This window comes from Actinospongiicola halichondriae (assembly GCF_049103745.1).
In the GTDB taxonomy this organism is placed as follows: Bacteria; Actinomycetota; Acidimicrobiia; order Acidimicrobiales; family Salinilacustritrichaceae; genus Salinilacustrithrix; species Salinilacustrithrix halichondriae.
Window position 1 is genome coordinate 2,081,363 of the sequence record NZ_CP171622.1, and the last position, 16,300, is coordinate 2,097,662.

Below are 16,300 nucleotides of genomic sequence, written 5' to 3' on the forward strand. Positions count from 1 at the left end.
CCGCACCTCTCGGGCCGCCCGTTCCGACGCCGCCGGCGACGGTAGCGTCGACGGGCTGATGGCCCGTTCTTCCCCTGCACCCGGCCCACCGCCGCCGCACTTCCGGCCACCGGGCGTCCCCGCATCGTCCGGTCCCGGCTCGTGGGGCACGCTCCCCGGCAACAGCCCGCTCGGGGTGTCCGCCTCGCCCCCCACACCACCCGAGGGAGGTCTCGGCCCCGGCGCCGCCACGATCATCGCCGTGGTCACATTGCTCATCGGCATCGTGATCGGCTTCTTCGCAGGACGGGCTTCCGAGTCCGACGATCCGGCGGCCATCGCCCCGCCGCTGACCAGCCCGTCGACGTCGGCGACGACGCGTCCTCCGGGTGACACGATCCCCCAGACGCCCTCGGGCGACCCCGGTGCGCCGCCCTCGACGGATCTCGATCCGACCACCATCGGTTCTGCCGGCGACCCCATCCCCTTCGGCCAGGCCTACGTTCTCGGCCTGTACGAGATCGAGGTCATCAGCGTCGAGCGTGACGCCGCCGCGACCCTGGCCGAGTTCAACGGTGCCGCGATCGACCCGCCGTTCGGTCGCCAGCACCTGATCGTCGAAGTGGCGGTGCGGTTCACCGATGCGTCCGGCGTGGGCAACCCTGCCTCGATCCCGCTCTTCGTGTCCGACGGAACCGGGACCTGGAACGACTACGACGCGAGCTGCGGCGCAGTGCCCCGGTCGATCCTGGGCTCTGGGCTGATCGAGCAAGGCGACGAAGCGATCGGGAACGCGTGCTTCACCGTCCCGGTCGACGTGGTCGACAGCCTGATGCTGGGGACCGAAGGGTTCGACGGGCCGGTGTACTTCGCCCTCCCCGACTGACGAGACCCTTCCCCATCAAACGATCGTTTGGTAGCGTCTCGCCCATGACCGACGTCTCCGAACGGCCCCCCTCCGAGAAGACCATCGACATCCTCGACCCGCGCCTCTACGACGACCCGTGGGAGACCTACCGGTGGCTCCGCGAGAACGCTCCCGTCTACTACGACGCGAAGAACGACCTCTACGTCGTCAGCCGGCACGAGGACGTGAGCGCGATCTCGCGCGACCAGGAGCGCTACTCGGCGGCACAGGGCGTGCGTCCAAACGTGCCCGCCGTGATGTCGATCATCTCGATGGACGACCCCGAGCACACCCGACAGCGGCGCATCATCTCGAAGGGGTTCACGCCTCGCAAGGTCCGCGAACTCAGCGACCACATGCGCGAGGTGTGCAACCAGGTCATCGACGAGATCGCCGACCGCGGTGAGGTCGACTTCGTGGAGGACTTCGCCATCCACCTGCCGCTGATCATCATCGCCGAGCTCATGGGCCTCGACCCCGAGCAGCGACTGAAGCTCTACCGCTGGTCCGACGACATGATGGCGGGCGACGGCCACACCGACCCCGACGATCCCGTGTCGATCAACGCCGGCATCGCGTTCGGCGAATACGTGGCCGAGTGCACCAAGATCATCGAGGACCGGCGCACCGCACCGACCGACGACATCATCAGCATCCTCACCGGCGCGTACGACGCCGGCGACCTCGAATGGGACGAGGCGATGAAGGCCGACGCGCAGGCAGCAGCCGGCCTCTCCGACGACGAACTGTTGATGTTCCTCGTCCTCATCGTCGTCGCCGGCAACGAGACGACTCGCAATGCCATCTCCGGCGGACTGCAGGCGTTCAGTCGCTTCCCCGACCAGAAGCAGAAGCTGCTCGACGACCCCGACCTGATCGACCTCGCGATCGACGAGATCGTGCGCTACGTGGCGCCGGTGCTCTCGTTCCATCGCACGGTCACCGAAGCCCACACGTACAAGGGCGTCGACTTCGTGCCCGGCGACCGCATCCTCATGCTCTACCAGTCGGCCAACCGCGACGAGACGGTGTTCGACGACCCCGACGAGTTCCGCATCGACCGGAACCCCAATCCGCACCTCGGGTTCGGCATCGGCACGCACTACTGCATGGGCGCCAACCTGGCGAAGGCCGAACTACGGGTCGTGTTCGAGGAGCTGTTCAAGCGACTCCCCGACATCCGCGTGGCCGACGACGCGCCGCTCGACCGTGGCGACTCGTCGCTGGTGATCTCGATCGCCCACCTCCCGGCCGTGTTCACGCCCGAGCACGCCATCTGACCCGGTGGCCACGACCACCGATCAACGGACCCGCATCCTCGACGCCGCGCTCGCGCTCATGGGCGAGCAAGGCGCCTCGACCACGAGCATGCGCCAACTCGCCGGCGCCTGCGACATCAACGTCGCCACGCTCTACCACTACTTCCCGTCGAAGTCGGACCTGCTGCGAGCGGTGATCGAGGAGCGCGCCTACGGCGACGAACTGGCGTCGATGGTCGATCCGCCGGTTGGCCGCCGAGGCGCTCCCGCCACCCGGCTGAGCAACCTGCTCACGTTCATCGCCACCGAGGCGCTGGCCACCGACGCCGTCTGGCGGCTCTTCCTCGGCGAGGCCGTCCACTCCGACGACGACGCCATGGCCATGGCCCGCCAGCTCAGCAGCGAGCTCGAGATCGCGCTCGAACGGTGGATCCCCGACCTCATCCCCGAGTTCGACGGCAACGTCGCCGCACTCGCTCGACTCCTGCGTGGCCAGTTGTTCTCCATGATGATCGAGGTCCTGGTCTCGCCCGACCTCGACCGCGACGTGCTCGTCCAGCAGCGTGCGACCGAGCTCGCCGGCCTCGTCCTCCCCTGACTCCCCGAACTCGACGCTCTCAGCGTCGGCCCCCGACGCCCAGAGCGTCGAGAACGGGTGGTGGGGCGGTTACGATCTCCGGCCATGAAGATCGCCGTCGTCTACGCCAGCAAGACCGGGAACACCCGTCGAGCCGCCGAGCTCATCGGCACCGACTTCGAGGACCGGGGCCACGACGTGTCGGTCCAGTCGGTCGACGACCTCCATTACAAGGAGCTCGCCGACGCCGACCTCGTCGTCCTCGGTACCTGGGTCGCCGGGCATTTCGTCATCGGCCAGAAGCCGGGTGACGCCCGCCGCCTCGCCAACGTCCCCAAGCTCACGGGCAAGCAGGTCGCCATCTTCATGACCTACGCCATCAACCCCGGCCCTGCCCTCGCCAAGTTCGAGAAGCAGCTGACCGCGGTCGGCGCCGACGTCGTCGCCGGCTACGCGTGGAAGCGCTCGTCGCTCCCGGCGGGCATCGACGGGTTCGTCGACGGCGTGCTCGGCGCCGTCAAGTCGTCCGCCGACGCCTGATCTCCGGGTGGCCGACGACGCACCACGCCCGGCCTGGTTCGAACGGGCGGTCGCGGCCGAGCCCGAGGTCAACCGGGTCGACTGCAACGGCTGCGAGATCAACTACCTGACCTGGGGCCCGCCCGGCGCGCCCGGTCTGGTGTTCATCCACGGGGGCGCGGCACACGCGCACTGGTGGAGCTTCCTCGTGCCCCTGTTGGCCGACCACTACCGCGTCGCGGCCATGGACCTGTCGGGGCACGGCGACTCCGGCCGTCGGGACGAGTACCTGCTCCACGACTGGGCCGACGAGGTCCTCGCCGTCGCCGGCGACGCCGACATGGGCGACCGACCGGTCGTCATCGGGCACTCGATGGGCGGCTTCGTCAGCATCGGGACCGCTGCCCGCCACGGCGACCGACTCCGCGGCATCGTCATACTCGACTCGCCGGTGAGCGCACCCGACCCGGAGTTGGAGGCGGCACGACGCGGCAACATCTTCGGTCCACTGCGCGTCTACCCCGACGTGGAGACCGCGCTCAGCCGGTTCCGGACGGTCCCGGAGCAGAAGCACTACCTGCCGTACGTGATGGACCACGTAGGACGACACTCGCTCCGCGAGGTCGACGGCGGATACTCGTGGAAGTACGACCCGGACATCTTCGTGCCCGCCCGATCGGAGCCCCGGGTCCTCCTCCCCCAGGTCAGCTGTCGTGTCGCGCTCTTCCGTGCGGAGCACGGCCTCGTCACGCCGGAGATCGGCGACTACATGTACGACCTGCTCGGACGCATCGCCCCGGTGGTCGAGATCCCCGAAGCCGGCCACCACCTCATGCTCGACCAGCCGCTCCTGCTGCTGACGGCGCTCCGCACGCTCCTCGCCGACTGGGAGCACTCGTCGCCCATCACCACGTGGGGCAGCGGGTGACGGCGGCCCATCCGCTCACCGGAGTCGTCACGTCGGCGTCATGATCCCCGTCCCGGAACGGATGTACACCCGTCACGACCTCTTCGACGGGTGGGAGCCCGAGATCGTGGGGTCGTGGGCCGACACGCTCGACGGTGCCACGTATCTCGAAGCGACGCTCCACGGCCTCCGAGCGCCGGATTCGGCCGAGGTCGCCACCGGGCGATCGCTGCACGACACCGCCATGACGCGGTTCCTGCACGACCGGCTGTGGGCGCAGGGCTGCCGCCCGACGGCCCTGATGGGCGGTCACGCTGCCGAACGTGGTTCGCCGACCTACCGAGCCGCGGCCGACATCGCCGCCGGGCTCTCTCGGCGGGGTCTGACCGTCCTCACCGGCGGTGGTCCCGGCGCCATGGAGGCCGGCCACCTGGGAGCCCGACTCGCGTTGTCGACCGTCGACATCGGCGAGGCCATCGACGACATCAGTGCCGACGTCGACGCCCGCACCTTCCCCCTCGGCGTGAACGAGCTCGTGGTCGGCGGCGGGTTCGAACCCGAGGCCCTGGCGCAGCTGCATCGATGGCAGATCCCGGCGTTCCGACTGGCCGACCAGACGGCAGCCGTCGCCAACGACACGGTCGGGATCCCCACGTGGCACTACGGCCACGAGCCGCCCACACCGCTGGCCACCCACCACGCCAAGTACTTCGAGAACTCGATCCGCGAGGACGGACTGCTGGCGCTGGCGGTCAACGGCATCGTGTTCCTCCCGGGGAGCGCCGGGACGTTGCAGGAGATCTTCCAGGACGCAGCCCAGAACCACTACCGGTCGGTGCGACGCACGTTCTCGCCGATGGTGTTCCTCGACCTCGACGGACACTGGAGCCGGACGTTCCCGATCCGCCCGGTGCTCGAGGCGCTGTTCCGCGAGGAGGACCGGGCAATGGTCTGCTGGACCGCCGACCTCGACGAGGCCGTCGAGTTCGTCGACCGGTTCGTGATCCCCGACGCCTGACCCCGCTGGCTAGGTTCCGCACGTCCCACCCGACACGAGGAGCACCCAGATGTCACAGAAGGTCAAGGCCGTCGTCGCCCGAGCACAGGGCGAACCGGTCAGCGTCGAGACGATCATCGTCCCCGATCCCGGACCCGGGGAAGCCGTCGTCGCGATCCAGGCCTGCGGCGTCTGCCACACCGACCTCCACTACCGGGAGGGCGGCATCAACGACGAGTTCCCGTTCCTGCTCGGACACGAGGCCGCCGGGGTCGTCGAGACGGTCGGCGACGGCGTCACCAACGTCGCTCCGGGCGACTTCGTGGTCCTGAACTGGCGGGCCGTCTGCGGCGAGTGCCGGGCGTGCGCCAAGGGCAAGCCCCATCTGTGCTTCGACACCCACAACGCCACCCAGAAGATGACGTTGGAGGACGGCACCGAGCTCTCGCCGGCGCTGGGAATCGGCGCGTTCGCCGAGAAGACCCTCGTCGCCGGAGGCCAGTGCACCAAGGTCAACCCTGCGGCCGACCCCGCTGCCGCCGGCCTCCTGGGCTGCGGCGTGATGGCCGGCTACGGAGCAGCAGCGCACACCGGCGAGATCGCCGAGGGCGAGACCATCGCCGTGTTCGGTTGCGGTGGCGTCGGCATGGCGGCCCTGGCCGCGGCCAAGCTCCGCAACGCCCGCACGATCATCGCCGTCGACCTCGATCCCAAGAAGTTGGAGCTGGCGAAGGAGTTCGGCGCCACCCACACCGTCGACGCTTCAGCCACCGACCCCGTCGAGGCGATCCGCGACCTCACCGACGGCTTCGGCGTCGACGTCTGTGTCGAGGCCGTCGGCAACCCGGCGGTGCTCGAGCAGGCGTTCTACGCCCGAGACCTCGCCGGACGGGTCGTGCAGGTCGGCGTGCCCACACCCGACATGAAGATGCCCGACATCCCGATGATCGAGTTCTTCGGTCGGGGCGGGGCACTGAAGCCGTCCTGGTACGGCGACTGTCTGCCGTCCCGCGACTTCCCGGCCCTCGTCGAGTTGTACCTCCAGGGCCGGTTCGCCCTCGACAAGTTCGTGTCCGAGCGCATCGCGCTCGACGAGGTCGAGGCTGCGTTCCACAAGATGGAACGGGGCGAGGTCCTGCGCAGCGTGGTGGTCCTGTGAGCGGCGCTCGCGTCGAACACGTCGTCACGTCGGGGATCTTCTCGATCGACAGCGACGACTTCGAGGTCGACAACAACATCTGGCTCGTCGGCGACGACCACGAGGTCATCGTCGTCGACGCCGCCCACGAGGCAGCGCCCATCGTCGAGGCGGTCGGCGATCGCTCGGTCACCGCCATCGTGTGCACCCACGGGCACAACGACCACATCAACGCCGCCGTCGACCTGGCCGGTGCCACGGGAGCGCCGATCCTCATCCACCAGGCCGACGCCATGCTGTGGGACGACGTGTACCCCGATCGTGCACCGGACGGCACGCTGGCCGAGGGCGACACGATCACCGTGGCCGGCCTCGACCTCACGGTGCTCCACACCCCAGGACACTCCCCCGGTGGCATCTGCCTGCACGAGCCGGTCAACGGGTGGGTCTTCGGCGGCGACACCCTCTTCCGCGGCGGGCCCGGGGCGACCGGCCGGTCGTTCTCGAGCTTCGACACGATCATCGAGTCGATCCGGACCAAGTTGCTGACACTGCCGGCCGAGACGGTCGTCCACACCGGCCACGGCGACACCACGACCATCGGCGACGAGGCTCCGGCACTCGACGACTGGATCGCTCGCGGACACTGAATCCGACCGGACGCGAAACCGGGGCCCGTGTGGGCCCCGGTTTCGTTCCTTCTGGAGCGGGCGACCGGGTTCGAACCGGCGACCTCAACCTTGGCAAGGTTGCGCTCTAGCCAGCTGAGCTACGCCCGCAGGAGTCGGTCAATGTAGCGCGCGATCCCGACCGTACGGAATCGGGTCACGACGGGTCGGGACGGAGGTCGACCCGCAGATGGAGGATCCCGTCCTCGATCGATCCCTCGGCGTCGCCGATGATGGCGTAGTCGCGGAAGTCGGTCTGGGCCTGCTCGATGAACCGGGCGCGCTCCTCGCCCGCCACCGGCGGGAGGTTGCGCTTCTTCACCGCCAGCGACCGTTCCTTGAATCGCTGGATCATCGCGTCGACGTCGAAGGGGTCAGCCATGGCCAGAAACTAGAACACCGTGGTCGGGTCGTCGCCACCGGCCCGTTTCGAGCCGGGCTCGACCGTCACCGGCGGATCGTCCACCCCCGGCCGGGTCGAGGCCCAGAACCGGTAGGTCCACAACCCGATCAGCAGGGCGATCCCGACCAGTCCGGCCACGATCACCCACAACGTCGTCGACTCGCTCACACCACCATCATCCGTCGCCGAGGCCTTCGGCGTCGATGTCGTCGTCGTCGACTCGGCGCCGTCGGTCCCGTCGCCCGCCACCAGCAGGTTGCGTCCGGTCGTCGTCGTGGTGTCCGGCACGGCCGAGGTCGCCGTCGTCGGAGCCGCCGTGACCGCCGACGTGGTCTGGACCGACCGAGTCGTGGTCGGCGTGAACGTCGTCGTCGGCACGAACACGGTCGTGCTGGTGGTCGTCGACGTCGTCGAGTCCACCGTGATGGTCACCACCGGCTCGCTCGTCGACGTCGTGGCCGCGCTCGAGCTCGGCGACGAACCGGGCGGCCCACCGGACGATGCCGCTGCGCCAGCGCCCCCACCGACGAGGAACAGCAGCCCCAGCATCGTGGCCAGCAGCGTGAGCGCGATGCGGAGACGGAGCCTCGCGCTGGTGTGGACCGGGGACATGAAGCGACGATCGTACCGGTGCCCCGTTGACAGACCCAGACACCACCAGGGCGCTCAACGCTGGTGCAGCGGGCAGCTGTAGGTGGTCCGACCACCGATCGTGCGGCGGTCGAGCGGCGTGCCGTCGCGCGGGCAACTCGCACCGCGTTCCCGCGCCGGTTGGAGGTCGCCGGTGTGGCTCCCGCCACGGGCAGAGAGGTCGGCCACCGTGGCCACGATCGCCGCCGCGAGGTCGTCGACCACGGCGTCCGGCAACTCGCCGGCCGGTCGTGCCGGGTCCAGTCCGGCACGCCAGAGGGTCTCGTCGACCAGGAGGTTCCCCAGTCCGGCCAGACGCCGCTGGTCGAGCAGACGGCTCTTGAGTGCCGCACGGGAGCTGTCGAGCGCCCGTCGGAGTTCGTCACCCGACACCGTCGCGGCATCGGGCCCGAGTCGGGAGCGGTCCGGGTCGAGTTCGAGTCCGCCGAGCCGGCGCGGGTCGCGGACGCGGAGGCTGCCTCGGTCGAAGTCGATCACCGTGCGGTCCCATGCCGGTTCGTCTCGTTGGCCGCCGTACTCGAGACGTTCGATGTCGGCCGAGCCGTCGACCAGGAGCCGCCCGGTCATCCCGAAGCGGAGCCCGATGGTCGGGCCGTCGGTCTCGAGCAACAGCAGCTTGCCGATCCGGTCCGTCGCCGTGATCCGTACACCGACCAGCGCCGAGCGAACGGCTTCGGGGTCCTCGCCCCGCAGTCCCAGCGGATCGAGCGTGGGCACCGCGACGATCTGTCGGCCGACGGCCAGGTCGGCCTGGCGTCGATAGGTCTCGATCTCGATGATCTCGGGCACGAGCGGGCGGAGCGTGCCGCGATCAGCCGATGGCGCGGACGAGGTCGCCGATCACGTCGTCGACGTGTTCGAGCCCCACCGAGATCCGGATCAGCCCGTCGGAGATGCCCATGGCCTCGCGCTCCTGCGGGGCGAGCGTCGCGGCCGACATCGATGCCGCGTGGGTGACCAGCGTCTCGGTGCCGCCGAACGACACGGCCGGGATCGCCAACTCGAGCTTCTCGACCATGGCCACGCCGGCGTCGTAGCCACCGGCGAGGTCGGCGACCACGACGGCGCCGCCATTTCGCATCTGCCGCATCGCCAGTTCGTGGCCGTCGTTGCTCGGCAGGCCCGGGTACCGCACGGTGGTGACGCCGTCGAGCGCCTCGAGCCGCTCGGCCAGCGCCTGGGCGGTCTCGGTCTGCTGACGCATCCACGCGTGCAACGTCCGGATGCCCCGGAGGCCGAGGAAGGCGTCGAAAGGCGATGCGACCGCACCGTGCATGACGTGATGTCCCCAGATCACGTCGATCAGCTCACGCTCGCCGGTGACGGCCCCGAGGAGCGCGTCGTTGTGACCCGCGATGCCCTTGGTGGCGGAGTGGACGACGAAGTCGATGCCGAAGTCGTGCGGGTTCTGGACCGCCGGCGTCGCCATGGTCGAGTCGACGGCGGTGAAGGGACCCTTGATGGCGCCGATGGCCTCGAGGTCGACGATCGACATCATCGGATTGGCCGGCGTCTCGACCCACACCAGCTGTGTCGGCTTCGCCGCGACCGCTGCGGCGACCGCGTCGGCGTCGAAGGCGTCGACGAACTCGACGTCGATCCCGAACCGGGGACACATGCGCGAGAGGAGTTGGGTCGTGACCGAGAACATCGACGCCTGCGCGACGACGCGATCCCCGTTCGAGCACATGCCGAGGATCACCGACGCCGCTGCGCCCATGCCCGAACCGAACGCGATGCCCGCCTCGGCACCCTCGAGGTCGGCGACGGCGTCGGCGAACGCCTGCGCGGTCGGCGTGCCGTTGCGGGCGTAGAACTCGGTCGACAGCGACTGCGAGGCCATGGATGCGCTGGCGTCGAGGTCGCGCAGTTCGTACGCCGACGAGGGCCAGATCGGCGTGGCGATCGAGCCGTGGTTGGCGCCCCGGCCGGCCCGGATCGCCCGGGTCTCCGCTCGGAGGACGGATTCGTCAGACATTGCTCTCCTTCGCCTGCACCGACGCGTGCGGGTCGTCCAGGAACGGCGCCAGCATGGCACCGACCGCCTCGTTCTCGATCAGGAAGGCGTCGTGCCCGTGCGGGCTGTCGAGCTCTCGATACTGCGCCGCGACGCCCGCCGCAGCCGCCCGTTCGGCGATCTGGCGGCTCTGCGGGGCGGGATAGAGGATGTCGCTCGACACGCCGATCGTCAGCAGCGGTGAGCGCAGGCGAGCCATCGCTGCGTCCGGTCCGCCGCGGTTGCGGCCGATGTCGTGGAGGTCCATGGCCTTGGTCAACACCAGGTAGCTGTTGGCGTCGAAACGTCGAACGAGCTTGTCGCCGTGGTATTCGAGGTAGCGCTCGACCTGGAACCGCTGCCAGAGCTGGAAACCGTCGAGCGACTCGACCAGCTCCCGGCCGAAGCGATCGGTGAAGACGCTGTCGCTCCGGAACGTGATCTGGCTCACCATGCGGGCGACCGAGAGTCCTTCGTGCGGACCCTCACCGGGGGCGGCGTCGTAGTAGTCGCCGTCTCGCCACTGTGGGTCCATGCGGATGACTCGTCGCCCGACCGACCACCAGCCGATCTGCTGGGCCGACGCCGCCTCGCAGCTGGCGATGACGACCACGGATCCGACGCGCTCGGGGTACATGATCCCCCACTCCAGCGCCTGCATCCCGCCCATCGACCCGCCGATGACACTGTGCCAGCGGGCGATCCCCAGCGCGTCGGCCACCGACGCCTGACTGCGGACCATGTCGCGGATCGACACCACGGGGAAGCGGGCGCCGTACGGACGGCCGTCATCGGGGTGTGCCGACGCCGGCCCCGTCGATCCCTGACAACCACCGATCACGTTGGGGCAGACCACGAAGTACCGGTCGGTGTCGATCGACTTGCCCGGTCCGATCGCGCCGTTCCACCAACCGGGCGAGAGATGGGCGCCGGTGGGCGGGCCGTAGGCATGGCTGTCGCCGGTGAGGGCGTGGCACACGAGGATCGCGTTGGAGGCGTCGTCGTTCAGGGTCCCGTACGTCTCGTAGGCCACCACGACGTCCTCGAGCACGGCGCCACCCTCGAGCGCGAACGGTCTGCCGCCTGCGACGTCGACGAACTGCCGGTTCCCGGGATCATCGCCGACCCGCCATGCACCCGACGCCGGGAGCGCGCTCGGATGGGCGCGCCGACCCAGTTCGGCCAGGGGGCGACCGTTGTCCGGCGTGCCGGAGGTCGGCCCACCACGCGCGCCGGTGCGCAGTTCGTGTTCCTCGCCCGTCGACATGTGTCCACCTCCTCCGGAGGGGCGGACACCCGGATGCCGGGGAGACCCCGGACGCTTGGTTGCCCCGGAGGGCCACATCCCCATCCCGGAGGAGGGAGGCACCTTGGGTGTCCGATCCCAGGTTGCCGGACCCGATCGCTCGGGCCGCTCTTGATGCTGTTTCGTACTCGGCGGTGCATCCTACGCGAGCGATTCGACGGCCACGCAGTTCTTCTCGGACCAACGGTTGATGACGGGCTCCCAGCGGATTGTGAGGAAACTCCCAGGTCGACCGGGTTGACTGACCGCATGGGTGACGCACGGGTGCTGGTGGTCGACGACGAGGTCTACATCCGCGACCTGGTCTCGAGCGCCTTGCGCATCGCCGGTCTCGAGCCGCTGACGGCGGCGAACGGCGACGACGCGCTCCGCATCGCCGTGAAGGAGGAGCCCGATCTCCTGGTGCTCGACGTCGGCCTGCCGGGGATGGACGGGTTCGAGGTCTGCCGGAGTCTCCGTGAGTCCGGGAGCCAGGTCCCGGTGGTGTTCCTCACCGCCCGCGACGCCAAGGAGGACATGCTCCAGGGGTTCACCAAGGGCGGCGACGACTACATCACCAAGCCGTTCAGCATCGACGAACTCGTGGCTCGGGTGCGTGCGGTCCTGCGGCGGACACAGAGTCAGGCGCCGACGACCTCGACGCTGACCTGCGCCGACCTCACCCTCGACGAGAGCACCATGCGCGTCGCACGCGCCGGCGAGACCGTGAGCCTGTCGCCCACCGAGTTCAAGCTCCTGCGTTTCCTCCTCGCCCACCGCGAGCAGGTGGTGTCGAAGGCGCAGATCCTCGACCACGTGTGGGAGTACGACTTCGACGGCAACGCCAGCGTCGTCGAGAACTACATCTCGTACCTCCGCAAGAAGATCGACGATCGCGACCCCAAGCTGATCCACACCGTGCGCGGCTTCGGCTACGTCCTGCGCACCGAGCCGTGACGAGCCGTCGATGATCCGTCGCCGCCTCGTCATCGGGGTGACGTGCACTGTCGCCGTCGCGATCCTCCTCGGGTCGTGGCTCATGGTCACGTCGCTCCAGTCGCGTCTCGTCGCCAACGTCGACGACAGCTTCACCAATGGCGCGGTGAACCTCGACCTGCGCGACCAACTGCTCGACCGAGGACCCGCGATCGATCGGCTCGACCGACGCCGGACCGCGCTGGTCCGCTACGACGCGGACGGCGACGTCGTCGCCTCCGTGCCCTCGGGCTCGGTCGACGACCCGGACCCCCTGCCCGACGGGCCGGCCGAACCCACCCGAGCGATCTTCACCATCGCCTCGTCCGGCGACGGCCCCCGGTACCGCGCCGTCACGATCCCGAACCGGGACGGGGGCCAGACCCTGGTCGGGGTGTCGCTGGCCGAGGTCGACGAGACCGTCGCCGAGGCACGTCGCATCCAGCTCCTCGTCGGGTTGGCGGCCATCGGCGTCGTCGGCGTGCTGTGCCTGCTCCAGATCCGGCGGGCGTTCTCCCCCATCGACGGGATGATCGCATCCGCCGGGCGCATCGCCGACGGCGACCTCACCGAGCGCACCACCGTCGACGAACCCGATTCCGAGGTCGGCCGGCTCGCCACCGCCCTGAACCGCATGCTCGACCGCATCGAGTCGGCCGTCGACGAGAAGACCCAGTCCGAGGAGCGGATGCGCCGCTTCGTCGCCGACGCATCACACGACCTCCGGACCCCCCTCACCTCGGTGCGCGGCTACGCCGACCTGTACCGCCAGGGCGCCACCGATCCCGAGTCGGTCGCCCGGGGCATGGACCGCATCGAGGCCGAGGCCACCCGGATGAGCCGCCTGGTCGACGACCTCATGGTCCTCGCCCGCCTCGACCAGCGCCCGGCGCGAGCCGAGACCCCGGTCGACATCGGGCGCGTGGTCGGCGAAGCGGTCGACGCAGCGCGCGTCGTCGACACCGACCGCACCTACGACCTCGACCTCCCCACCGAGTCCACGGCGGTCGTCGCCGGCGATGCCGACCAACTGCGACAGGTCCTCGACAACCTGCTCGCCAACGGTCGCCGGCACACACCGGAGGGCACCACGATCGCCACCGCCGTCCGGTCGACCGACGACGCCGTCGTCGTCGACGTCGTCGACGACGGACCCGGATTCCGACCCGAGGACCGAACGCGGGCCTTCGACCGGTTCTGGCGCGCCACCCGCTCCGACGAGAACCCGCTCGACGGCTCGGGGCTCGGCCTCTCGATCGTGCACTCGATCGTCGAGGCCCACGGCGGCTCCGTCACCCTCGACGACTCCCCCGCCGGCGGCGCCCACTTCTCCCTGCGATTCCCCACGCACCAGCCACCGTCCCCCGACACACCTCCAGGAGCACCGACGACATGAGCGCACCCGAATCCACCGCACGATCCAAGAAACCCCTCATCGCAGTCATCGTCGTCGCCGCCCTGATCGTGGGCGTCGGCGGCTGGTACTTCTTCCTCCGTGACGACGCGCCCGACGCGTTCGACATCGACACCGCGAGCGGTTCGGTGTCGGAGACCACCGACGGCACCGGCGCTGGTACCGAACCCGATGCCGCCGACGACGGGGTGGAAGGCACCTGGGTCGTCGATGCGACCGGCGGGGAGAACGGAACCTCCGCCGGCTTCCGGGTCGACGAGGAACTCGCCAGCATCGGCTCGACGACCGCCGTCGGACGCACGGAGCAGGTCGAGGGATCGCTCACCATCGAGGGCACCACCGTCACCGCTGTCGAGGTGACCGTCGACATGGACTCGCTCGAGACCGACGACTCACGGCGTGACGGACGCATGCGATCGGCGCTCGTCACCGACGAGTTCCCGACGTCGACGTTCGTCCTCACCCAGCCGATCGAACTGGGCACGCTGCCGGACGAAGGCGAGACCATCTCGGTCACTGCGACCGGCGATCTCACCATCAAGGACGTCACCCGCAGCGTCGACGTCGCCCTCGACGCCCGACTCGTGGACGGCATCCTCGTCGTCGTCGGTTCTGCGCCGGTCGTGTTCGAGGACTACGGCGTCGACAAGCCATCGTCGGCGATCGTCGTGTCCCTCGCCGACGAGGGAACGATGGAGTTCCAACTGTTCTTCACTCGAACCTGAGGCGCTGACACTGCACCGCGCGACACCGACGAGCCCCGCTCCCCAGGACCTCGGATCTCCGTGGTGACCTCCAGTTGTAGGTTGCGACCATGACCACGGCGCAGCCCGACGAACGCTTCACGACCCCGGACGGGATCGAGTTCGTCCGCACGCCCGACGAACGATTCCAGGGATGCGACGACTTCCCCTACGAACCGCAGTACGTCGACGTCGACGGCCTCCGGATGGCGTACGTCGACGTGGGTGAACGCGACGCACCGACGCTGCTGCTCCTGCACGGCGAGCCGACCTGCAGCTACCTGTATCGACGGATGATCCCCCTGCTCGTCGACGCCGGCTACCGCTGCGTGGCGCCGGACCTGATCGGCTTCGGCCGGTCGGACAAGCCCACGAGTCAGGACGCCTATTCGTACGCCCGCCACGTCGGCTGGGTCGAGTCGTTCGTCCAGGCCGTGGGCCTGGACGACACCGTGCTGTTCGCACAGGACTGGGGCGGACTGATCGGGCTGCGGGTCGTGGCCGGGTCGCCGGACCGGTTCCGGGCGGTGTGCGTGGGGAACACCGGCCTACCCGTCGGGGAGCCGATCGGCGACGGGTTCTCGATGTGGTTGGGGATGTCGCAGGACTTCGACTTCACACAGACCGGCCAGCTGATGGCTCAGGCCGCGCAGGCGCGCGAGCTCACGGAGTCCGAGCTGGCGGCGTACGACGCACCGTTCCCGACGCCCGCCCACACCGCCGGCGCCATCGTCTTCCCGCGGCTCGTGCCGATCACCCCGGAGCACGGCGGTGTCGCCGAGAACAAGGCCGCGTGGGACGTCCTCCGTGCGTGGACCAAGCCGTTCCTGACCCTGTGGTGCCCCGACGACTTCGTCCTCGGCCAACTCCAGCCGACCTTCACCGAGGCGATCCCCGGTGCCGACGGCCAACCCCACCAGACGTTCCAGCCCGGAGGCCACTTCCTCCAGGACGACCGCGGCGAAGACGTCGCCGCCGCACTGATCGACTGGCTGGCGGCGATCTAGCGCTCGCTCACGGCGACCTCAGCCGCCGTAGCGCTCCTCGGTCGACGCGATGCCGGGCAAGCCCACGATCTCGGTGAAGTCGTCGAAGGACACCACACGGTCGAGGTGATCGCGGAGCGACCCCTCGCTCGCCAGGATCTCGAGCGATGTCCGGACCGCCGAGACCATCGAGAACAACGACGTGAGCGGTGAGACCACCAGGCGGAACCCGAGGTCGGTGAGCTCCGTCGGGGTGAGTAGCGGCGTACGGCCGGCCTCGACCATGTTGGCGACGAGGACCGGCGCCGGCACCTCGGCGGCGATGCGCTCCATCTCGGCGATCGTCTCCGGCGCCTCGACGAAGACCGCGTCGACGCCGGTGTCGACGGCAGCCTTCGCTCGCTCGATCGCGGCGTCCAGGTCGAGCGCCGCTCGGGCGTCGGTCCGGGCGCAGACGAGGAGTTCGTCCCGGTGGTCGACGGCGGCACGGAGTTTGTTCAGCCACTCGTCCTGCGGGACGACCTGTTTGCCGGCCATGTGTCCGCAGCGCTTGGGCCAGATCTGGTCCTCGATGAACACGCCGGCGGCGCCGGCCTGCTCCCACAGCTCGACCGTGCGGATCACGTTGAGCGGATTGCCGTATCCGGTGTCGCCGTCGACGACGACGTTCAGGCCGGGATTGGCAGCCGTGACCCGGCGGGCCTGGTCGGCCATCTCGGTCTGGGTGAGGAAGCCGTAGTCGGGCAGGCCGAGCTGGGTACCGGAGACGCAGTAGCCCGACAGGAACACGGTCGAGAACCCGACATCACCGGCGAGCCGCGACGAGAGCGCGTCCCATGCGCCGGGCATGAGGATGGACTCGCCGCCGGCGAGGCGGGCGCGGAGATCGTTCATCG

18 protein-coding genes, 1 tRNA gene and 1 riboswitch are annotated in these 16,300 nt (G+C 69.5%); of the genes, 12 read left to right on the forward strand and 7 right to left on the reverse strand.

Annotated elements, in window-relative coordinates; translation table 11 throughout:
- The first annotated feature begins 58 nt into the window (after positions 1 to 58).
- From AB8619_RS10235 to AB8619_RS10270, 8 genes are all read left to right on the forward strand, one after another.
- On the forward strand, positions 59 to 865 hold the full coding sequence (locus AB8619_RS10235) for a hypothetical protein (protein ID WP_436792539.1): 807 nt from the start codon (positions 59 to 61) through the stop codon (positions 863 to 865).
- Between the two features lie 44 nt (positions 866 to 909).
- Entirely contained in the window at positions 910 to 2,166 is a 1,257-nt protein-coding gene (locus AB8619_RS10240) for a cytochrome P450 (protein ID WP_436792540.1), read from the forward strand.
- Positions 2,167 to 2,170: 4 nt separating this feature from the next.
- Positions 2,171 to 2,743 (forward strand): TetR/AcrR family transcriptional regulator, encoded by a 573-nt coding sequence (locus AB8619_RS10245; RefSeq protein ID WP_436792541.1) that lies wholly within the window; start codon positions 2,171 to 2,173, stop codon positions 2,741 to 2,743.
- A gap of 84 nt (positions 2,744 to 2,827) precedes the next feature.
- On the forward strand, positions 2,828 to 3,262 hold the full coding sequence (locus tag AB8619_RS10250) for a flavodoxin family protein (protein ID WP_436792542.1): 435 nt from the start codon (positions 2,828 to 2,830) through the stop codon (positions 3,260 to 3,262).
- A gap of 7 nt (positions 3,263 to 3,269) precedes the next feature.
- Entirely contained in the window at positions 3,270 to 4,169 is a 900-nt protein-coding gene (locus tag AB8619_RS10255; protein ID WP_436792543.1) for an alpha/beta fold hydrolase, read from the forward strand.
- 40 nt (positions 4,170 to 4,209) lie between these two features.
- On the forward strand, positions 4,210 to 5,166 hold the full coding sequence (locus tag AB8619_RS10260; protein ID WP_436792544.1) for an LOG family protein: 957 nt from the start codon (positions 4,210 to 4,212) through the stop codon (positions 5,164 to 5,166).
- A 49-nt stretch (positions 5,167 to 5,215) separates the two neighbouring features.
- Positions 5,216 to 6,304 (forward strand): S-(hydroxymethyl)mycothiol dehydrogenase, encoded by a 1,089-nt coding sequence (locus AB8619_RS10265; protein ID WP_436792545.1) that lies wholly within the window; start codon positions 5,216 to 5,218, stop codon positions 6,302 to 6,304.
- Entirely contained in the window at positions 6,301 to 6,933 is a 633-nt protein-coding gene (locus AB8619_RS10270; RefSeq protein WP_436792546.1) for an MBL fold metallo-hydrolase, read from the forward strand. The genes AB8619_RS10265 and AB8619_RS10270 overlap by 4 nt, the downstream gene beginning before the upstream one ends.
- A gap of 52 nt (positions 6,934 to 6,985) precedes the next feature.
- Here the strand turns inward: AB8619_RS10270 and AB8619_RS10275 are convergent.
- The 6 genes from AB8619_RS10275 to metX form a co-directional block, all read right to left on the reverse strand.
- A tRNA-Gly gene (locus AB8619_RS10275) sits at positions 6,986 to 7,062 on the reverse strand.
- 46 nt (positions 7,063 to 7,108) lie between these two features.
- The gene (locus AB8619_RS10280) at positions 7,109 to 7,333 is read right to left on the reverse strand and encodes a hypothetical protein (RefSeq protein WP_436792547.1); all 225 of its coding nucleotides are present in this window, start codon (positions 7,331 to 7,333) and stop codon (positions 7,109 to 7,111) included.
- A gap of 9 nt (positions 7,334 to 7,342) precedes the next feature.
- Positions 7,343 to 7,966 (reverse strand): hypothetical protein, encoded by a 624-nt coding sequence (locus AB8619_RS10285; protein ID WP_436792548.1) that lies wholly within the window; start codon positions 7,964 to 7,966, stop codon positions 7,343 to 7,345.
- Positions 7,967 to 8,020: 54 nt separating this feature from the next.
- Complete coding sequence (locus AB8619_RS10290) at positions 8,021 to 8,794, reverse strand: DNA-formamidopyrimidine glycosylase family protein (RefSeq protein ID WP_436792549.1); 774 nt, start codon at positions 8,792 to 8,794, stop codon at positions 8,021 to 8,023.
- Positions 8,795 to 8,816: 22 nt separating this feature from the next.
- Positions 8,817 to 9,983, reverse strand: coding sequence for a trans-sulfuration enzyme family protein (locus tag AB8619_RS10295; protein WP_436792550.1), 1,167 nt, complete (start codon positions 9,981 to 9,983; stop codon positions 8,817 to 8,819).
- On the reverse strand, positions 9,976 to 11,268 hold the full coding sequence (gene metX / locus AB8619_RS10300; protein WP_436792551.1) for a homoserine O-acetyltransferase MetX: 1,293 nt from the start codon (positions 11,266 to 11,268) through the stop codon (positions 9,976 to 9,978). The genes AB8619_RS10295 and metX overlap by 8 nt, the downstream gene beginning before the upstream one ends.
- Positions 11,269 to 11,313: 45 nt before the next feature.
- A riboswitch (SAM-I-IV-variant riboswitch) is annotated at positions 11,314 to 11,430 on the reverse strand.
- 126 nt (positions 11,431 to 11,556) lie between these two features.
- On the opposite strand from metX, the gene AB8619_RS10305 reads away from it, so the two are divergent.
- From AB8619_RS10305 to AB8619_RS10320, 4 genes are all read left to right on the forward strand, one after another.
- Entirely contained in the window at positions 11,557 to 12,243 is a 687-nt protein-coding gene (locus AB8619_RS10305; protein WP_436792552.1) for a response regulator transcription factor, read from the forward strand.
- A gap of 10 nt (positions 12,244 to 12,253) precedes the next feature.
- Complete coding sequence (locus AB8619_RS10310; RefSeq protein ID WP_436792553.1) at positions 12,254 to 13,657, forward strand: sensor histidine kinase; 1,404 nt, start codon at positions 12,254 to 12,256, stop codon at positions 13,655 to 13,657.
- Positions 13,654 to 14,400 (forward strand): YceI family protein, encoded by a 747-nt coding sequence (locus AB8619_RS10315; protein WP_436792554.1) that lies wholly within the window; start codon positions 13,654 to 13,656, stop codon positions 14,398 to 14,400. The genes AB8619_RS10310 and AB8619_RS10315 overlap by 4 nt, the downstream gene beginning before the upstream one ends.
- An 89-nt stretch (positions 14,401 to 14,489) precedes the next feature.
- A complete protein-coding gene (locus AB8619_RS10320; protein WP_436792555.1) occupies positions 14,490 to 15,425 on the forward strand; it encodes a haloalkane dehalogenase in 936 nt (311 codons plus the stop codon).
- Positions 15,426 to 15,443: 18 nt separating this feature from the next.
- Here AB8619_RS10320 and AB8619_RS10325 read toward each other — a convergent pair whose 3' ends face one another.
- Complete coding sequence (locus tag AB8619_RS10325; RefSeq protein WP_436792556.1) at positions 15,444 to 16,298, reverse strand: isocitrate lyase/PEP mutase family protein; 855 nt, start codon at positions 16,296 to 16,298, stop codon at positions 15,444 to 15,446.
- Positions 16,299 to 16,300 lie beyond the last annotated feature (2 nt).